17 protein-coding genes and 1 riboswitch are annotated in these 16,617 nt (G+C 59.1%); of the genes, 7 read left to right on the forward strand and 10 right to left on the reverse strand.

The window, feature by feature from the left end; all coding sequences use genetic code 11:
• Nucleotides 1–34: 34 nt before the first annotated feature.
• A complete protein-coding gene (locus tag KYE_RS19835; protein ID WP_008177076.1) occupies nt 35–1,225 on the reverse strand; it encodes a hypothetical protein in 1,191 nt (396 codons plus the stop codon).
• Between the two features lie 23 nt (nt 1,226–1,248).
• Nucleotides 1,249–3,225 (reverse strand): TonB-dependent receptor plug domain-containing protein, encoded by a 1,977-nt coding sequence (locus tag KYE_RS19840; protein WP_081467561.1) that lies wholly within the window; start codon nt 3,223–3,225, stop codon nt 1,249–1,251.
• 141 nt (nt 3,226–3,366) lie between these two features.
• A riboswitch (cobalamin riboswitch) is annotated at nt 3,367–3,597 on the reverse strand.
• Between the two features lie 95 nt (nt 3,598–3,692).
• On the opposite strand from KYE_RS19840, the gene KYE_RS19845 reads away from it, so the two are divergent.
• From KYE_RS19845 to KYE_RS19865, 5 genes are all read left to right on the forward strand, one after another.
• Nucleotides 3,693–4,562 carry a cobalamin-binding protein gene (locus tag KYE_RS19845; protein WP_008177080.1) on the forward strand — a complete coding sequence of 290 codons (870 nt, stop codon included), beginning with the start codon at nt 3,693–3,695 and terminating at the stop codon, nt 4,560–4,562.
• The gene (locus KYE_RS19850) at nt 4,549–5,523 is read left to right on the forward strand and encodes a FecCD family ABC transporter permease (protein WP_008177083.1); all 975 of its coding nucleotides are present in this window, start codon (nt 4,549–4,551) and stop codon (nt 5,521–5,523) included. Before KYE_RS19845 ends, KYE_RS19850 begins: the two co-directional genes overlap by 14 nt.
• Nucleotides 5,523–6,287 carry an ABC transporter ATP-binding protein gene (locus KYE_RS19855; RefSeq protein ID WP_008177085.1) on the forward strand — a complete coding sequence of 255 codons (765 nt, stop codon included), beginning with the start codon at nt 5,523–5,525 and terminating at the stop codon, nt 6,285–6,287. The genes KYE_RS19850 and KYE_RS19855 overlap by 1 nt, the downstream gene beginning before the upstream one ends.
• A 70-nt stretch (nt 6,288–6,357) precedes the next feature.
• Nucleotides 6,358–6,708, forward strand: coding sequence for a RidA family protein (locus KYE_RS19860; RefSeq protein ID WP_008177087.1), 351 nt, complete (start codon nt 6,358–6,360; stop codon nt 6,706–6,708).
• A gap of 76 nt (nt 6,709–6,784) precedes the next feature.
• The gene (locus tag KYE_RS19865; protein ID WP_008177089.1) at nt 6,785–7,633 is read left to right on the forward strand and encodes a sulfurtransferase; all 849 of its coding nucleotides are present in this window, start codon (nt 6,785–6,787) and stop codon (nt 7,631–7,633) included.
• Between the two features lie 28 nt (nt 7,634–7,661).
• Here the strand turns inward: KYE_RS19865 and KYE_RS19870 are convergent, their stop codons facing one another.
• Nucleotides 7,662–8,186, reverse strand: coding sequence for a cytochrome b (locus KYE_RS19870; RefSeq protein ID WP_008177091.1), 525 nt, complete (start codon nt 8,184–8,186; stop codon nt 7,662–7,664).
• 63 nt (nt 8,187–8,249) lie between these two features.
• Nucleotides 8,250–8,603, reverse strand: a complete 354-nt coding sequence (locus tag KYE_RS19875) for a hypothetical protein (RefSeq protein ID WP_008177093.1) — start codon at nt 8,601–8,603, stop codon at nt 8,250–8,252.
• A 218-nt stretch (nt 8,604–8,821) separates the two neighbouring features.
• Between KYE_RS19875 and KYE_RS19880 the strand changes: the two genes are divergently transcribed.
• Both KYE_RS19880 and KYE_RS19885 read left to right on the forward strand, forming a co-directional pair.
• The gene (locus KYE_RS19880) at nt 8,822–9,547 is read left to right on the forward strand and encodes a response regulator (protein WP_008177094.1); all 726 of its coding nucleotides are present in this window, start codon (nt 8,822–8,824) and stop codon (nt 9,545–9,547) included.
• The gene (locus tag KYE_RS19885; RefSeq protein ID WP_008177097.1) at nt 9,544–10,962 is read left to right on the forward strand and encodes a sensor histidine kinase; all 1,419 of its coding nucleotides are present in this window, start codon (nt 9,544–9,546) and stop codon (nt 10,960–10,962) included. The genes KYE_RS19880 and KYE_RS19885 overlap by 4 nt, the downstream gene beginning before the upstream one ends.
• Nucleotides 10,963–10,968: 6 nt before the next feature.
• Here KYE_RS19885 and KYE_RS19890 read toward each other — a convergent pair whose 3' ends face one another.
• From KYE_RS19890 to KYE_RS19915, 6 genes are all read right to left on the reverse strand, one after another.
• Nucleotides 10,969–11,199: a hypothetical protein gene (locus tag KYE_RS19890; protein ID WP_008177099.1), complete on the reverse strand. Its 231-nt coding sequence runs from the start codon at nt 11,197–11,199 to the stop codon at nt 10,969–10,971.
• Nucleotides 11,200–11,229: 30 nt separating this feature from the next.
• The gene (locus KYE_RS19895; RefSeq protein ID WP_008177100.1) at nt 11,230–12,978 is read right to left on the reverse strand and encodes an ArnT family glycosyltransferase; all 1,749 of its coding nucleotides are present in this window, start codon (nt 12,976–12,978) and stop codon (nt 11,230–11,232) included.
• Nucleotides 12,979–12,987: 9 nt separating this feature from the next.
• Entirely contained in the window at nt 12,988–13,656 is a 669-nt protein-coding gene (locus tag KYE_RS19900) for a TVP38/TMEM64 family protein (RefSeq protein WP_008177101.1), read from the reverse strand.
• Between the two features lies 1 nt (nt 13,657).
• Nucleotides 13,658–14,425, reverse strand: a complete 768-nt coding sequence (locus tag KYE_RS19905) for a glycosyltransferase family 2 protein (protein WP_008177102.1) — start codon at nt 14,423–14,425, stop codon at nt 13,658–13,660.
• Between the two features lie 93 nt (nt 14,426–14,518).
• Complete coding sequence (locus tag KYE_RS19910) at nt 14,519–15,940, reverse strand: ATP-binding protein (protein WP_008177103.1); 1,422 nt, start codon at nt 15,938–15,940, stop codon at nt 14,519–14,521.
• Nucleotides 15,931–16,617: a response regulator transcription factor gene (locus KYE_RS19915; RefSeq protein WP_008177104.1), complete on the reverse strand. Its 687-nt coding sequence runs from the start codon at nt 16,615–16,617 to the stop codon at nt 15,931–15,933. Before KYE_RS19915 ends, KYE_RS19910 begins: the two co-directional genes overlap by 10 nt.

A 16,617-nucleotide genomic window follows, 5' to 3' on the forward strand; every position in this document is an offset into this window, starting at 1 on the left:
GTTCCGAGAACAAGTGCCGGCCTGAAGGACGGTGTCAGAAAGTGTCGTTTATTTCTGCAAAGCTGATGTCGATGGGTAGCAAGCTTGTCTCGACGAAATCCGCCTCTGTGTCGTCTGAGGTGTTTATTACACGGATGCCCGGATTATTGACTCGAGCGTCTGCAAGCCAGAGCCTTCCTTCGGGGCTCAGCTCAATGTCACGGAAGTCGGCGTTTGAAAAGCTTCCAACAGTTGTCAGGCTGGAGGCACCCTGGGATGGATCAAAGCTTTGCAGAGAGATGGACTGAAAACTGGCGTAGTTGAGGATGTATCCTTTCGTGGAGCTCACGATCACCGCATCGCTGATCTGGGTGTCGATCTCAGCATCCCCAATCATTGAGGTCACCGTGTAGGTCGCCGGATCTACCAGATCAAGGCTGGTTCCATTCGTTGTGGAGTAGGAACCGATGTTATGAACGATCACGCCAGTCCCTTCAAGGTGCTGGATGCCGCCGGGATTCTGACCGATCAGCGGAATACCCTTGAGATTGTCATTCTCATCGGCATTGGTCTCGATTTCTGCGTCTGTGGCGGTATCGAATACTGCAACGTACGACTCGTTGGTGGGCTGGAAATTGCCGTCCAGGCGTTGAAGAGTGATGAACAGTTTTCCATCCACGACAACACCTGATGACATGCCTGGAGCCCCGTTGGAATCAGCCGGAACATAGTTGGACAAATCAAGTGTGTTACCCTTAAAGAACTCAGAAGCCTGCGTTGCCGAAGGGTCTACAATCCATGCGGTGTCTTGGTCATAACGAAGAAGGTAAGCCTTGGTTTCGTCGACGAATATGAGTTGGTAGGGGTTGGCGCTGCCGGTCTCACCCCGGTTTAGTGCACTTGCCTGCCATACTTCTGCGGCCGGGTTCTCTACATTGACTTTGAGTACCTGATCTGCCCCGAACTTCCGTAGGAGGTAGTAGTTTTGTCCGTAACCGTTCACTGCAATGTCCGATATACCGCTAAAGTACCCGCCTGAGGCAGTAATGTTCGATTCTTCAATGGCTGCGAGCTCCACCTCGCCCGAGGCGTAATCATCGGATGCCGTAGCGATAATGCCAACGCGAGTCGTGATGGTGAGATCGTTGGAGGAAGACGAGTCACCCCCGCAACCGGCAAGAATAAGGGACAGACCGAGGGATAAGGTAAGGCCTTTTGTTTTGAAGCTGGATATGAGGTTATTCATAGCGGTTCCTTCTTAGCGGGTAATTAGAAAGTGTGTTTCAGGTTAATGAACCAACTGCGGCCGGGGCCGGGGAAACGGTTGTAGTCCTGGTAGAACTCGTCAGACAGGTTGCGGACTTCCAGAGCAAGCTCACTCTCGCTGCGGTTCGGCCAGATTCGGCTCCAGCGCAATGCGACGTTGAGGATTTTGCGCGGATCAGCCGGCAGAATGTTGGCCGAATCGTAGTAGAGTTCGTCGTCTCTCTGGTACCACAGTTCAAGTGAGAAGGGGCGCATGCGCCACTGGCTTCCAACAAGCCATGACTCATGGTAGACGCCGGGCAATCGCTTCTGGTAGCGGACCTGGTTTGAAACATCCGTATTTTCGGATTCCTGGAAAGTGGCGTTGCCGAACAGGGACCACCAGTCAGTGATCCTGATCCGACCGTCCAGTTCGACACCGTAAATTTCTGCTTCCAGATTGACGTAGCGCCCGATCCCCCGCGCGTCATAGGTGGCAACCACTGCCGGATCCAGAGTTCGGAAATAACCGGTCGCCTCCGCGTGTCCCCAGCTCTGGTCGGTGCGTAACGACAGATCGTAGTCGAAAGATTCTTCCGCGTTCAGGTCTTCGTTGCCGACAAATAGCCCCTGTTGCCCATAGAGCTCCTGCAGGGTGGGAATCCGGACATTTCTGGCGACGTTAGCGGAAATGGTCCAACTTTCCACCACTATATGGCTTAGGCCTAACTGCCAGCCGGTGTAATGATCGTTGGATGCTGACGAAGTCACACTGCCATTGCCTTGCACCAGGCTGGAATCATCACGAGTCACGTAGTGTCGCAACGCAGCCCGGGTCCGCCAGTTGGCACTATCGCTTCTCCACTGATGAGATAGAGACGAAGCAATCTGCAGGCGGTCCCGGTCGTCTGAAGTCTCGGTGTTGAGTGTGTTGTCTTGCTCGAAATCAAACCGGCTTACATCAACACTGGTTGTCAGGGTGTGGTTGGCAAGCAGTAAGCTGACTGTGTTGACCAGGCCCAGTTGGCGCGTATCGGTGCGCACGTCGCTGGAGCCCAACCCCACGCGACCGGTCCGGTTGTCATATCGTTCGCTAATATCACCGGCCATCAGTCGATGGCTTGAATGCACCGAGCCGTCCAGCCACCCCTGCTCGCGATAATGGAATTGAAGGCGGAAGGTTTCGTTATCGAGAGATGCATTGTTGTCGCGCCAGTTCTGGATGGTCGGGATCCCCTGTTCGTGGCGGCTATACTGGATGAGAGAGTCGACCTGACTGGTTTCGGAAAGCTCCCAGCCAAGTTTCGCGCTGAAAGCATCCTGCTCGAAATCTGCGTTGCGTCGTTTTGTTGTACTACCGTCGTTCGGGTTGAACCAGTCGCGTGAGTTGGGGTACTCAAAGTCATTGTTGCTGGATTGGCGGTCCAGCGTCAGCCAGTAATAGACCTCTTCATGGCTGCCGCTTCTGAACAGGCCAGTTGTATAGGTGTCATACGAGCCAGCGCCGAGATCGATCCGTGTCGTATCCTCTAGCCTCTTGCCCATGGTTTCCAGAACAATCGTTCCCCCGATTCCCGCCTGTGCTGATTGAGCTGGTGCCCCGCTCGGATAGACCTGGATTGTCTGGATATCGTTGAGCGCCAGTTTGCCCAGATCAACGCCACCTGTGACAGGATCGTTGAGAACCATGCCGTCAAGGAGGACCTGGACCTGGCGGGAGGTTGAGCCCCGCATCGAAATCGCGGATGCACTGCCAAGCCCTCCGCTCTGACGAATCTGAACACCAGTCTGGTTGCCGAGAACATCAGCAAGGTTGGCGGTTCGATTGTCGAAGTCATTCCGATCAACGATCCGCACTGGGCCAGTCGCCTGGGACGGGTCAATCTCGGCCGCGGTATTGATACGGGAGCTTTCAACCACAATGTAAGGCAGAGTGTCTTCCGCGTGTGCCAATGGGGCTGCACATAGCGCAAGCATCATGCATAGAGCAAATCGATACATTAGATCAGTAAATCCGGGCTGCTAAAGCTATAAACTTCAGCCAAAGAATCCTGCTTTGGCTGCGTGAACAGCTACCAAAGGAGGTTTAGCGCCCGTGAATTGAGGCAGCAAACTCCGTGTCTATGGCCCGCCGCCATGAAACACTGATAGCCGGTAGCAGGCCGGTCTCCGGGCTTGCGGCTGACGATGTCGTCAGAGTAGGATGCCTTCCCGCAGTAGGTTGCTGCAGTGGCTGGCCGTGGCCTGTCCTCTCATAACCGCTTACCGTTGCGGGGGCAGCGTCGGAATTTCACCGATCTTCCCAGTTTCACTTGTCCCTCCTTGCTGAGCTAATCTACTTAGGGGGCAAGCACCTGCTACGGATAGAAAACTCACGAGAGTTTACGGTTCGGGCTATCTTCAGTCAATCAGGGCGCTCGGTGAGCGGTCGACAGACTTTGGCGATCACAAGCACAGGTTCGCATTGCATGGTTTATCGCTTTTTGTTGTTGCTATTTCTCGGCACGCCAAGCGCGTCCGCCGAGCTCTGCGTGGTCGATGCCATCAACCGTACTCTGTGCTTGAGCGATCCTGCCCAGCGGGCTGTCTCCCTCTCGCCGGGCGCCACGGAACTGTTGTTCTCTGCAGGTGCCGGTGACAGGGTGGTTGCCGTGAGTGCCTGGAGTGACTATCCCGTAGAGGCTGCGGAGTTACCGCAGGTGGGCGACAGCAATCGCCTGGACCTGGAAGCCATTGTTTCGCTGGCACCGGACCTGGTGGTGGCCTGGGTGGATGGCAATTCCCGCAGCCAATTGGAACGGCTGTCTGACCTTGGTATTTCCGTATTCTGGCTAGCCCCGCGAACGTTTGACGACATTGCCGCGGCGGTATCGGATCTGGCGTTGCTGACGGGTTCACCGGATCTCGGCAATGAGCGGGCCGAAGCGTTTCGTGCAGAAATAGTCAAACTTAAAGCTCAGTATGCCGATGCCAGACCGGTTAAGGTGTTCTACCAGATATGGGACCAGCCACTGATGACCGTGAACCGGGACGAGCTGATCAGCAAGGCCATAACCCTGTGCGGCGGAGTGAATGTGTTTGGCGGGCTGCCACGGCTGGTGCCCCGGATCAGCCGGGAGGCGGTTCTCGAAGCCAACCCTGAAGTCATTATTACCGCCGGGTCGTCGGACGACAGGCAGTGGCTGGAAGCCTGGCGCGAGTTTCCGGGCCTGGCAGCGGTAGCCGCCGGCAACCTCTTCCTCGAACCGCCGGACCTTCTGGCGCGCCCCACGCTACGTATGGCAGACGGCGCCAGGCACCTGTGCCAGACCCTGGAGCAGGCCCGTGCCAATCTCTAGCCCTTACAAACCTCTCCTCATTCTGCTGCTGGCGGGCTTTCTGGCGGCCCTGATCTCCGTCAGCATCGGCAGCACGGCTATCGGTTTTGAGGACACTCTGAGGGTGATAACCGGCAGTGGCACCGAGTTACAACAAACGCTGATTCTGGAGCTCCGGCTGCCCCGCACCCTGAGCGCCTTCGCGACCGGTGGTTTGCTGGCCGTGGCCGGGGCGCTTATGCAGGTATTGTTGCGAAACCCCCTGGCCGATCCTTATGTGTTGGGGCTTTCTGGTGGCGCGGCAGTAGGCGCGTTACTTGCCATGCTGGCCGGCGCTGCCGGTTTTCTGGTATCCGGCTCGGCGTTTGTCGGCGCCATGCTGGCCACCCTGCTGGTGTTTGGCCTGGCCCACGGCAGTGGCAGCTGGACCCCATCGCGGCTGTTGCTTACCGGTGTGGTGGTCGCGGCCGGCTGGGGTGCCATCATTACCCTGATCCTCTCGATGACCCCGGCCAGCCGATTGCCGGGCATGCTGTACTGGCTGATGGGCGACCTTTCCCACGCAGCCACTCCGTGGCCGGGACTGATCATTCTTGTGCTGGTATGCCTGATGGTGTTTCCGCTGGGCCGGGCCCTGAACGTGTTGGCCAGGGGTTCCCTGCAGGCAGCGGCCCTGGGCGTTTCGGTGCGGCCACTGGAATGGTCGATCTACCTGATGGCGAGCCTGCTGACCGCAACCGCCGTCACCATGGCCGGCTCGGTTGGCTTTGTTGGCTTGGTGGTGCCGCACATGTTGCGGCTGGTGCTGGGTAACGACCAGCGCCTGATTCTTCCGGCCTGCGCACTGGCCGGCGGCACGCTGCTGGTGCTGGCGGACACCCTGGCGCGGGTGGTCATCGCACCGGAACAGTTGCCGGTTGGAGTGATCACCGCACTGATTGGCGTCCCGACCTTCCTGTACCTGCTGTATCGGAGCCGATGATGACACGCCTGACAACCGAAGCGCTGATCATCGACATTCCGGGGTGTGCCTCCGGCGTTCCCCTGAGTCTGGCCATCGAACCGGGGCAGGTCTGGGGTGTGCTGGGCCCCAACGGCGTGGGCAAAACCACCTTGTTGCATACTCTGGCGGGATTGCGGGAGCCCAGAAGCGGACAGCTGTTGCTTGACGGCACGCCGTTGGGCGACATCCGCCGCAAGACCGTCTCGCAACGGATGGGCCTCGTATTTCAGGACCGGCAGGATGGATTCCCCGCAACGGCACTGGAAACCGCCCTGATCGGCCGGCACCCATGGCTGTCACCCTGGCAGATGGAGAGTGGCGAGAATCTGGCGATTGCAGAACGGGCTCTGGAAACCCTGGACGTGATCCACCTGAAAGATCGCCTGGTTAACACACTCTCCGGCGGCGAACGCCAGCGGGTAGCCATTGCCACCCTGATGACCCAAAGCCCGGAAATCTGGCTCCTGGACGAACCGACGAATCACCTGGATTTACAGCACCAGACTGCCGTGATGAAGCTGCTGCGCCAGCAGGCAGCGTGCGACCGGGCTGTCTTCATGTGCCTCCACGACCTCAATCTGGCTGCGCGATGGTGCGACCAGATCCTCCTCCTTTACCCCGACGGCCAGGCCTGCTGGGGACCGGCCCGCGACATTCTGGTGACTTCTGCACTCGAAAGCCTGTTTGGCCAGCGTTTGCTATCTGCCGAACTGGATGGTTTTCCGGTGTTTGTGCCGGGCTGAAGTGTGAGGCTTTATCCTCGAGCCCGTTATTGGTTATATAGTCACTCAAATCCCCAACAAGGCCATCACCATGACCATTGAACGTATTTCCACCAACAGCCGAATGAGCAAGATCGTAAAACACAACGGCACTGCTTACCTTTGCGGTCAGGTTGCCAAGGACCGTAACGCCGATATTCATACCCAGGTAACCGGGATGCTGGAGAAAGTGGACGAGCTGCTCGAGACCGCCGGCTCCAGCCGCGATCGAATCCTTTCGGCAACCATTTACCTGGCAGACATGGCCGATTTCAAAGCCCTGAACGAGGTGTGGGACAACTGGGTGCCTGAAGGTACGGCGCCGGCCCGGGCCTGCGTTCAGGCTCAGATGGCGTCGCCGGAGTTGCTGGTGGAAATCTCGGTGATTGCCGCAACGTCCTGACGGCAGCCGGGAAGGTCTGGCGATTTGTCGGCCTGAGAAGTCGGCCGTTTATTTCTGGTAGGAACAGGAGCACACCATGGCGTCCCCACTCGTAACCACCGACTGGTTGCAGGAAAACCTCGATAACGAACGGTTGGTTCTTATCGACGCGAGTATGGCCACGGTTATTGGCAAGGAGCCGATCGTTTATGATCACCCGGTGTGGATACCGGGGAGCTTCCAGATTGATCTGGAGGGAACGCTCTGCAATACGGAATCGTCCCAGCTCCATGCGTTTCCTACCGAGGAACAGTTCACTCAGGAAGTTCGCAGGCTGGGCATAACGCCTGAAAGACTGGTGGTGCTTTACGACAACCAGGGAATCTATTCCGCTCCCCGGGCCTGGTGGATTCTGCGGTCGATGGGCCTCGAACAGGTTTTCGTGCTCGATGGTGGCCTGCCACAGTGGTTGGCAGAGGGGCGTGAGACGGTGTCGGCCCCGATTAATAGTGCGGCTTCCGCCGGGAACGTGGCGGGCCGTCTGGACCGCGGACGGGTTCGGGATTCCGCCTTCGTGCTACAGCATCTGGACGACGAGCGAGTTTCGGTGATTGATGCGAGATCCCGGGCGCGGTTCCTGGCTCAGGCCCCGGAACCCCGCCCGGGAGTGCGCGGCGGCCATATTCCGAACTCACTCAGTCTTCCGTTTACCGAGGTGCTGGATGGTTACCGGTTTAAGCCGGTCAGTGAGCTGGAGGCAAAGTTCAGGCATCTCGGTACGAACCTTCAGCCCGGAGACGGGCATCAACTGGTGTTTTCCTGCGGTTCCGGCATCACCGCCTGCATCATTCTGCTGGCGGCCGAGCTGGCCGGGTATGACCAGCTCTCTCTTTACGATGGTTCCTGGGCGGACTGGGGCAGCGACGATTCGCTGCCGGTGGCTTGAGCCCGAGGGTTTTCCTGTATCTTGGCCGTCAGGCCATGCGCTTCATGATCCGGTCTCCCAGCAGGTACTGATGCGCCAGGGCAGCTGCTACGTGTACGCCAATCATGAGCCACAACACGTTGGCCAGCACTTCATGAACCTCTTCCCCGCTGTCTTCCAGCCACTCGATTTCCGGGCCGTAGCCAAAGACTGTCCAGCCGAAAAAGGTAACAGGATCGCCTTCACCGAGGGAGGATGCGAGCCCTGACAGCGGCATCAGGATCATCAGGGCATAGAGCGCAATGTGCCCGAGCTTGGCCATGGTCGCCCATTGAGCCGGTGGTGTTATACGTGCGCGGTTAAGCCAGCGCCAGAGACCGCGAAAGATAACCAGCCCGAAAATGGTCAGGCCCAGGGTCTGGTGCCAGGCCATAAGCGACGCATCAGAGAGTGTGTGCTCCAGGGCTTCAAACCAGACTTCGCTGGCAAGCATTACCAGCAACAAAACCGCCATTATCCAGTGCACAGCCCGGGAAACGGCACCATAGCGGTTGTCAGCGTCCATCAGTGTCATCGCGATTCTCCTTGATCAAAGGCTGGCGGGGCACCTCTCGGGCCCCGCGCTGGCTGTTGGTAATCAGCTCCGGTGTCCGCCGCGAACCGGGGCACCGTACTGGTTGAACTCCTGCTCCCGGATCAGATTCTGCTCGGCATCTCGCAGTTGGACCCGGTATGTGCCATCCGACGTTTCCTCAACGGACACATCCACGCCCGGGCCGAAGCGTCTTAGCGCCTGGCCGTAAGCCATGATGCGCATTTCGTCGGTGCTGTATTGCTTCAGATCGGAACCCATGGATTTGCCGTGGTGGCGATTCTCGTAACGATCGTCACAGTCACCTCGCCCGTAGTCGTCATCGGCAGACGCAAGCAGTGGCGTGGCGCCGAGTATCGCGGCGATGGAGAGAGCAGCAATGGTGGTCGTTTTCTTCATGGTCGAACTCCTTGGTTGGTTAAACCCATGACGGAATGTCATTGTTGGTCGGGAGTTATTCCATCAAGGAAACGTCGCAGAATTGTCTCGGTGACCCACCGACTTTGTCGCAACTTGTCGCAAGGCAGGGATTTGCGACGGTTTTTGACAAGATCGCGCCCAAGCGGGAAGTCGACTCCCCTATAATCAGGGCAGACGGTAATTCAACGGAGTAACGAGTGAGCGACTCTCCCACAATCCTGGTGGTCGATGACCACCGGGACATTCGAGATCTGGTCGGCCGCTATTTGCAGGAGCATGGCCTGCGCGTGCTGCTGGCGGATGGCGGCGATGCCTTGAAGCGCCAGTTGCGACAGCACTCCATCGACCTGGTTGTGCTGGACATCATGATGCCCGGGGACGATGGCCTCACGCTCTGCCGTTACCTTCGTGAGCACACCGAGTTGCCTGTTATTCTGCTTACAGCCATGAGCGAGGAAACCGATCGCATTGTCGGCCTCGAAATGGGCGCCGACGATTACCTCACCAAACCCTTTAACCCCCGGGAGTTGTTGGCCCGCATAAAAGCAGTTCTGCGCCGTACCACAGCGCTGCCACCGCAACGCAGCCCCATGGCCGGGCAGTCCCTGACGTTCGAGGGCTGGACGCTGGACGTCGACCGCCATCAACTCATCGATCCGGAAGGTGTCGAGGTGTCGTTGAGTACCGCCGAGTACAAGCTTCTGCTCGCCTTCCTTGAGCACGCCGGCCGCGTGTTGTCCCGTGATCAGCTGATGGACCTGACCCTCGGCAGAGAGGCGGATGCCTTTGATCGAAGCATTGATAATCATGTCAGCCGCCTGCGCCGAAAGATCGACCCGGATGCCCGCAGCCCCAGGCTGATCAAGACCATCTGGGGCGGTGGCTACCAGTGGATTGCTGCGGTCGAAGGGGCTGAACAATGAGACTGTGGCCACGGCGCGCCGGTGGGCAGCTGGCGCTGTTATTGATTCTGGTGCTGCTGGTGGCCCAGGTTATCACCATCGTTATTCTGGCGGGTGAGCGCCAGGGAGCGTTGCGCAGTGCCAGTCTGGAACACGTCCTCCAGCGGGTGGCCGATGGCTATACCCTGGCCGATACCACGGACCCGGAACGGCAGGAGCGAATTCTGCGGGCACTCTCCAGCCCGACTCTGCGGCTTTCGATCGATCCTGCGCCCTATCTGACCGAGGATCGGGCCTCCGGCATGACGCGCCGGCTGGCCAAGGAATTGGAACTGCCGGTGGAGCAGGTTCGGACAGCCATGGAGGCTGACGAAGACAATTGCATGCCGGATCGCGATGAACATCGGGACCGTGAACGGCATGACGATGAAGATGATGAGCACCACGAGTATGAAGAACACCGTGACGAGGACGACCATCGGGATGACCGGCACGAATGCCCCCCGGTCCTGGGGGTTTCCCTGGCCTTGTCCTCCGGCCAATGGTTCAATGCTCGGGCCCGACCACCAGCGCCCTCCTGGTTGTGGTTGAAGGCTACGCTCACCAGCGTAGGGATTACCGCTGTGCTGCTCACGCTGACCTTGTTGCTGGCGGTTCGTCGAATCCTGCAGCCAATGAACGAGTTGAGCCTGGCAGCCCACGCGTTCGGGCGGGGAGAGAAAGTCCGGGTTCCTGAAAAGGGACCGGAGGATGTTCGTGAGGTTACCCGCGCCTTCAACCAGATGCAGGATCAGGTTGGCCGCGCCCAGGAAGACCGGGCAAGGCTGCTGGCGGCTCTCGCTCACGACCTGAGGACACCCATTACCTCCATGCGGCTGCGGGTTGAAATGCTGCCGGAAGGTGAGGACAGGGACCGTCTTCTCGATTCCCTCAGGGAAATGCAGCATCTTGCCGAAGCTACCCTCGATTTCATCCGGGGCACCACCACCGAACAGCACCGTCGCTATGATCTGGCGACCCTGCTGGACAGCCTGTGTGGTGATCTCCAGGAAATGGGCTTGGCGGTGCACTGCGATGACAGCCCGAGATGTGTACTCCAGGGGCAGCCTGAAGCCGTCAAACGTGCCCTGCGTAATTTGATTGAGAACGCGGTTAATTATGGCGACCAGGCGGAAGTAACACTGGCAACCACAGACACAGAAGCGGTTGTCACGATTGTTGATCAGGGGTCGGGTATTCTGGAGGCGGACCGGGAACGGGTTTTTGAACCCTTCTATCGGCTGGAACACTCACGCAGCCGCGAAACCGGTGGCGCAGGCCTGGGCCTGGCTATCGCCCGCACCCTGATTCGGGGGATGGGTGGCGATATCCGGCTGGGTGCTGGCCCGGGAGGTCAGGGCCTGCAGGTTTCGGTGACCTTGCCCAAAACCAGGTAGGGCCTGTCAGAACAGCACTTCGGCACGGGCAAACCCCAGGGCGTCGAGTGCCTCGACGGTCGCATCCAGGTTTGCGTAGCTGCAGACATGATCGTCGTCTGAGATCAGGAAAAAGGTCTTTCCTTCAATATCCTTAAAAAGTATGACCCATTCGTGCGCATTCGAGGGGGATCGTACGATTTTCACGGAATCAACACGGTTTTCTTTCCGACGGGCTTTAATTTCATGCTTTTTCATCGTTTCTTCTTCTCTTAATCCCTCGCCAGCTCAATCCTGCCAACTGCCGGGCTCAGGCGTGGTAAACCGTTTGACCTTGTCTGGTGGTGCGCAGCTGGGGTTCATTTGTTCATCAGTCAATAATAGGTAGCTGTCCCGGTGGGCCGTGCCCACGGGAATGGCACCCTCTTTGGTGAAGCAGGGTAGCTCAATCTGATCGGCGACGAGGAGATAGCTGTCCTCGGTTTCGCTCATCCACAACCAGGCATTGCGATTTTCCTGTTCCCGACCGGTAAAGAAGCTGAAATGGGTGAAGTCGCGTTTGGAAAACAGCAGGAACTGCTCCCGGAAGTCGATCATGCCGAGCTGCCCGCCGGGCGGGATATGCTGTTCTGCGGCGGCCAGCACGTTGCGAGGAGTTCGAAGCGGCTCAAGAATTCGATAGCCCCAGGTGCCCAGCAGCAGCCAGGTGATCATCATGGCCAGAAACAGACGCCCCAGCGCACGGGAGCGCCAGAACCCGAACAGGGTGATCAGCCAGGCCAGTCCTATGACGAAGACGAACGTCCCCGCCTCGTGCAGTTTGGCCGGGTCGGTGCTGTAGTCAGCCACTTTTTCAACCAACCTGGGGTGGTCGTTCCAGGCCAGGACGCCAACCGCCATCAACGCGATACCGAGCAGTAACTGCACACCTGTCAGGAGCGGCGGAAACCACCCCGCCGGTTTCTGGCTGCTGAGCAGCGGGGCGAGAATCAGCGCCAGCATGGGCAATGCTGGCAACAGGTAAACACCGCGCTTGCCGGGGCTGAGGCTGAAAAACACGATGACCAGGGCAATCCAGCCCAGAAGTACAGGAATAATCGGCCGGTACCGGGCGGTTTCAGACAGGGGCCGGATCAAGGCCAGCAGCAACAGCGGAAGAGGAAACCAGAGCGAGGGAATTACGCTGGTGAGGTAATAGTACCAGGGCTGGATATGGCCCCATGAGTCGGCATAGCGCTCGCCGGTCTGCTTGAACAGGATATTATTCCGATAAGCCAGGGCCTCTTCGGTGCCGAGATTGTTAACGTAAAGCACCATGGGAATCAGCCAGGCGGCAACCACTGCCAGCATGGCCAGCGGGCCCAGTGCGCAGCGCCAGGTGAGCGTGCCACGGAACAATGCGCGATCGCGAAGCTTCATGACCACGATCGGAATGAGCATCAGCGCCGGCAGGAAGCCAACCCCTTTGGTGATGATCCCGAGCCCCATAAATGCCCAGCCAACGAAGTACCATCCCCAGGCGGGCCCGCTAAAAAAGTGTCGGATCAGGCCGTAGCAGGCAACCGCAATCCAGCAGGCGACCATGGCGTCGATCTGGGCTTTCTGGGCCTGGATCACGAACTGGGGCGCAAGCATCAGCAACATGACCGCGATGGCACCGGTTCGCTGGTTCCACAGGCGGGTGCCCAGATCAAAGACCAGTCCCAGTGTCAGCAGGCTACACAGCGCATTGGGCAGCAGGAATGCAATCTTCAGGTTGCCGGTCAGCCAGTAAAAGAAGGCAATACTCCACATGAACACCGGTGGCTTGTCCGGGTAGAACTCACCACCCCGCATGGGGATCAGCCATTGCCCGGAGGCGACCATTTCGCGGGCCACTTCCGCGAACCTCGGTTCGTCGGCAGGCCAGGGGGAACGTAGTCCGATCCCGGTAAAAATCACGACTGCGGCAAAGGCCAGCAGTAACAGCAGGAGTTGATTGCGGGAAAGGTTAAACACGGTGTCCGGCAGGTGGCGGACGAAGGGTGATGCAGGCATGGTTCGGTCTCAGAGAGAGTCGGAAACGGAATCGGCCAGCGTCCTGGCCCTCTGGTTGTGATAGAGAAAAGCACCAATCAGCGAGGCGAGAATGAAAAAGCCGATGCTCACGGCAAGCTGATAGGCATTAGCATTGCCGATACCGGCACCGGCCAGGGCAAACACCAGCATCTGGGGCAGGTAGCCAAGGGTGCTGCCGAACAGGAACGGTGAGAAACGGATCCCGGAGCAGCCTGCGACAAGGTTGGTCACCAGGTTACTGCCCACCGGCAGCAAACGCACCATGAGAACCTTCAACAGCGTCTGCTCCCGGAACAGGCGATCAAACTGCTGCATGCGATGGCTGAACCGCCGGCTCAATGGCGTTCGCAGCAGCCAGCGGGCGGTCAGGAAACAGCCGGTGGCCCCGATGGCGGCGGCCAGGGTCGACAGCAGTGTCCCGTTGAACCCGCCCAGCGCAAAACCCAGCACGAAGGCGAGCAACTGGCGTGGAGCGCCGAGGCCGGTAAACAATGCGCCGGCGAGGGTAATCACCACCAATCCGCCGACACCATGGCTGTGGAGATAGTTCGCCACTTCATTCTGGTCGGCAATGAAGTCGAGCCAGCCGTTGTGGATGGTCAGATAGCCAACCAGCACCAGGGCGGCGAAGGCCAGCCAGCGGGAACCGTTGATCATGTCAGGAGCGCTCCGCCACCGATCCCTGTGGATCGGCCTGACCGGCACTGCTGATAACAGGAACCCGGGTGCGGTGCAGCAACCAGAGTACACCGAGCAGGTCCAGGATGCCGGCCCAGGTCCGGTTCCAGGCGTTGTATTTGGAAATCCCGGCGATGCGTGGGCGGTGGTTTACCTCCACGATGGCAATGTCACCGCCGATCCCGCGTACCAGCGCCGGGATGAATCGGTGTCCGTGATCGAACCAGGGGAGTTTGAGGAAGGTTTCCCGGGGAAACAGCTTCAGGCCGCAACCGGTATCGGGCACGCCATCATGAAGCAGTGCATCCCGCACGCGATTGGCCAGGCGGGACTGGAAGCGCTTCCACGCAGTGTCCTTGCGATTCTTGCGATAGCCGGCAATACAGAAGTCCGGGTTCCGCATGGTGTTGGCTTTCTGCAGCATGGCGGGAATGTCGGCCGGATCGTTCTGGCCATCGCCATCCATGGTAACAATCAACCTGCTCCGGGCCTGTCGGATACCCGATGCCAGGGCACCGCTCTGGCCGATGCTGCGCTCGTGGCGAATGGTCAACAACCGGCCGCCGAGGGCCCGGGCTGTCCGAACGGCTGTGTCCAGCGTGCTGTCTGTGCTGCCATCATCCACCAGCACCACCTCAAAGCCGTGATAGTCACGCATTACCCCATAGGCCTCGGTCAGCAGGGTAGCGATGTTGGCTTCTTCATCCTTGGCCGGTATAACCAGCGAAAGAGTTCTTTCCTGACCCATGTAAAGACATCCTCGAAAACGGAATATCAACCGGGCCGTCTGTCGGCCCTGTTCAATTGGGCCGGAGTATCCTCCTCAAACCTTAAAACAATCTTAAACCTTCTTGAGACGAGAGGTGGCACGGGCCGGGAGCCAGATGCTGACGCACAGGCCCGAGTTGCCATCCGGCCGGTCGCCCAGGGTGAGCTGGCCACCATGAAGTTCAGCGATGCGCCTGGCGATGGCCAGCCCGAGACCCGCGCCACCACCGAGTCGCTGGTCCAGCCGGACAAAACGGCTCAAAGCCCGCTCACGTGCCTCGGCTGGGATGCCGGGGCCCTGGTCGCACACGGTTATATGGTATCCCTCACCGGCAGGCGTGAGGTGTGTTTCGATGCTTGTGTGTTCGGGGCTGTACTGGATGGCGTTCGCCAGCAGGGAGCGCATGAGCGTGTTGATCAAGGCGCTGTGGCAGGAGACCAGGGCATGACCGGCATCGTCCTGCAGCACGGGGTCGATGTCCTTTTTCAGGGCCAGCGGTGCCACATCGGCAATGCTCTGTTCCACGATGGCAGACAGGTTGTGGTATTCCGGGGTGAAATCGGCACCAGAGTCGACGCGGTTGAGCAGCAGCATCTGCTCAACCAGGTGCACCATGCGGTCCACGGACTGGATCAGACCGCCGTATTGCTCCGGGTCGTTCTCGTAGACTTTTTCCAAATTCAGGCGCAGGGCCGTAAGCGGTGTCCTCAGTTCGTGGGCGGCATCGGCAGAAAACCGCCTCTCCCGTTCCAGGGCCTGGTTGAGGCGAAGGAGCAGACCATTCACCGCCTGCACCAGACCGGCGACTTCCTTGGGCGCCTGCCGGTCGTCCAGTGGGTGTATATTTTCCGGGGCCATGTTGCGGATTGGGCGCTCAAGCTTTAAAAGCGGCCTGAAACCGAGCTGGATGGCGGCACTGGCGGCAAGTAACAGCAGGGGCAGGGCAATCAACAACGGCAGAATGTTCCCCAGGGCCAGTTCCTCGCTAAGCTCCTCACGAATATCTTCGCGCTGTGCCGTCCGGATCCAGAAACCGGTGATTGGATCCTGGAGTGTAAACACTCGCCAGCGAAAGCCACTGGACTCTGCCCAGGAATAGCCGGGTGTCAGTCCTTCGGTATCGTCGGCTTTGAGGGTATCCAGCAATGGTTCGCGCTCCGGGGTCCAGACCTCGAATGCCAGTTTCTTCTCGTACTTGTGCCCGGTTCCACCGGGCAGGATTTCGTTATTGTCAGCTTCAAAATCCACTCCTGGCGTGTCGGGTCGGGGCAGTTCCAGGGTTTCGCTCAGGGTCTTTGGCAGTTGCTCGACAGACTGGGTGTCGGCCAGGTGCTGTACCAGTCCCTGGACGATCCGCGTGCTTTGTGCCAGCTCGGCGTCAAACAGCTCCTCGAGCTCGTGGTTGCTTTCGATGTAGCTCCAGGCCGCAGCAACAAGTGCAATCAGCAGAACGGTGGAGGTAACCAGCAGGGTCAGTGTGCGGGTCAGGGACATTCGGTCACCCTGGCGGCAGCCTGGCTGTCGAGCAGATAACCGACACCGCGTAGGGTCCGAATGGTTTCCTTGCCAACCCTGCGACGCAGGTGGTGGATGTGCACCTCCAGGGCGTTGCTTTCCGCGCCGTGGTCCCAGCCGTAAAGCTGTTCTTCCAGCCGTCGTCGTGTGGCTACCTGATCCGGGTGTCGCATCAGGTAGTGAAGAATCTGGAATTCACTGCGGGGCAATGTGGTGGTTTCGCCGCCGCTGGTCAGTTGTCCGTTGTCCGGGTTGAGCACCAGTTGGCCCACCGTCAGACCGTTCTGCGGCACCGAGGAGCCCCGACGTGTGACTGCCCGGATTCTGGCCTTGAGCTCCGCCATGGCGAAGGGTTTGGTGAGGTAGTCATCGGCGCCGGCATCCAGGCCGGTCAGTTTTTCATCCAGACCGGAACGGGCAGTCAGGATGATCACCGGCGTTTGCACGCCCTGTTTCCTGGCTGCCTTCAGGATGTCCAGGCCATCAACGCGGGGCAGAGTCAGGTCCAGTATTGCCAGATCAAAGTGCTCGCTGGTGAGTGCACCCAGGGCCTGCTGGCCGTCGTCGAGCCAGTCCACCGTGTTCTGTCCGTCACGCAACATTCCCAGCATGGTGTTGGCCAGGTGATGGTCGTCTTCTACAAGCAATATCCGCAT

It is taken from the genome of Marinobacter manganoxydans MnI7-9 (assembly GCF_000235625.1).
Classification (GTDB): Bacteria; Pseudomonadota; Gammaproteobacteria; order Pseudomonadales; family Oleiphilaceae; genus Marinobacter; species Marinobacter manganoxydans.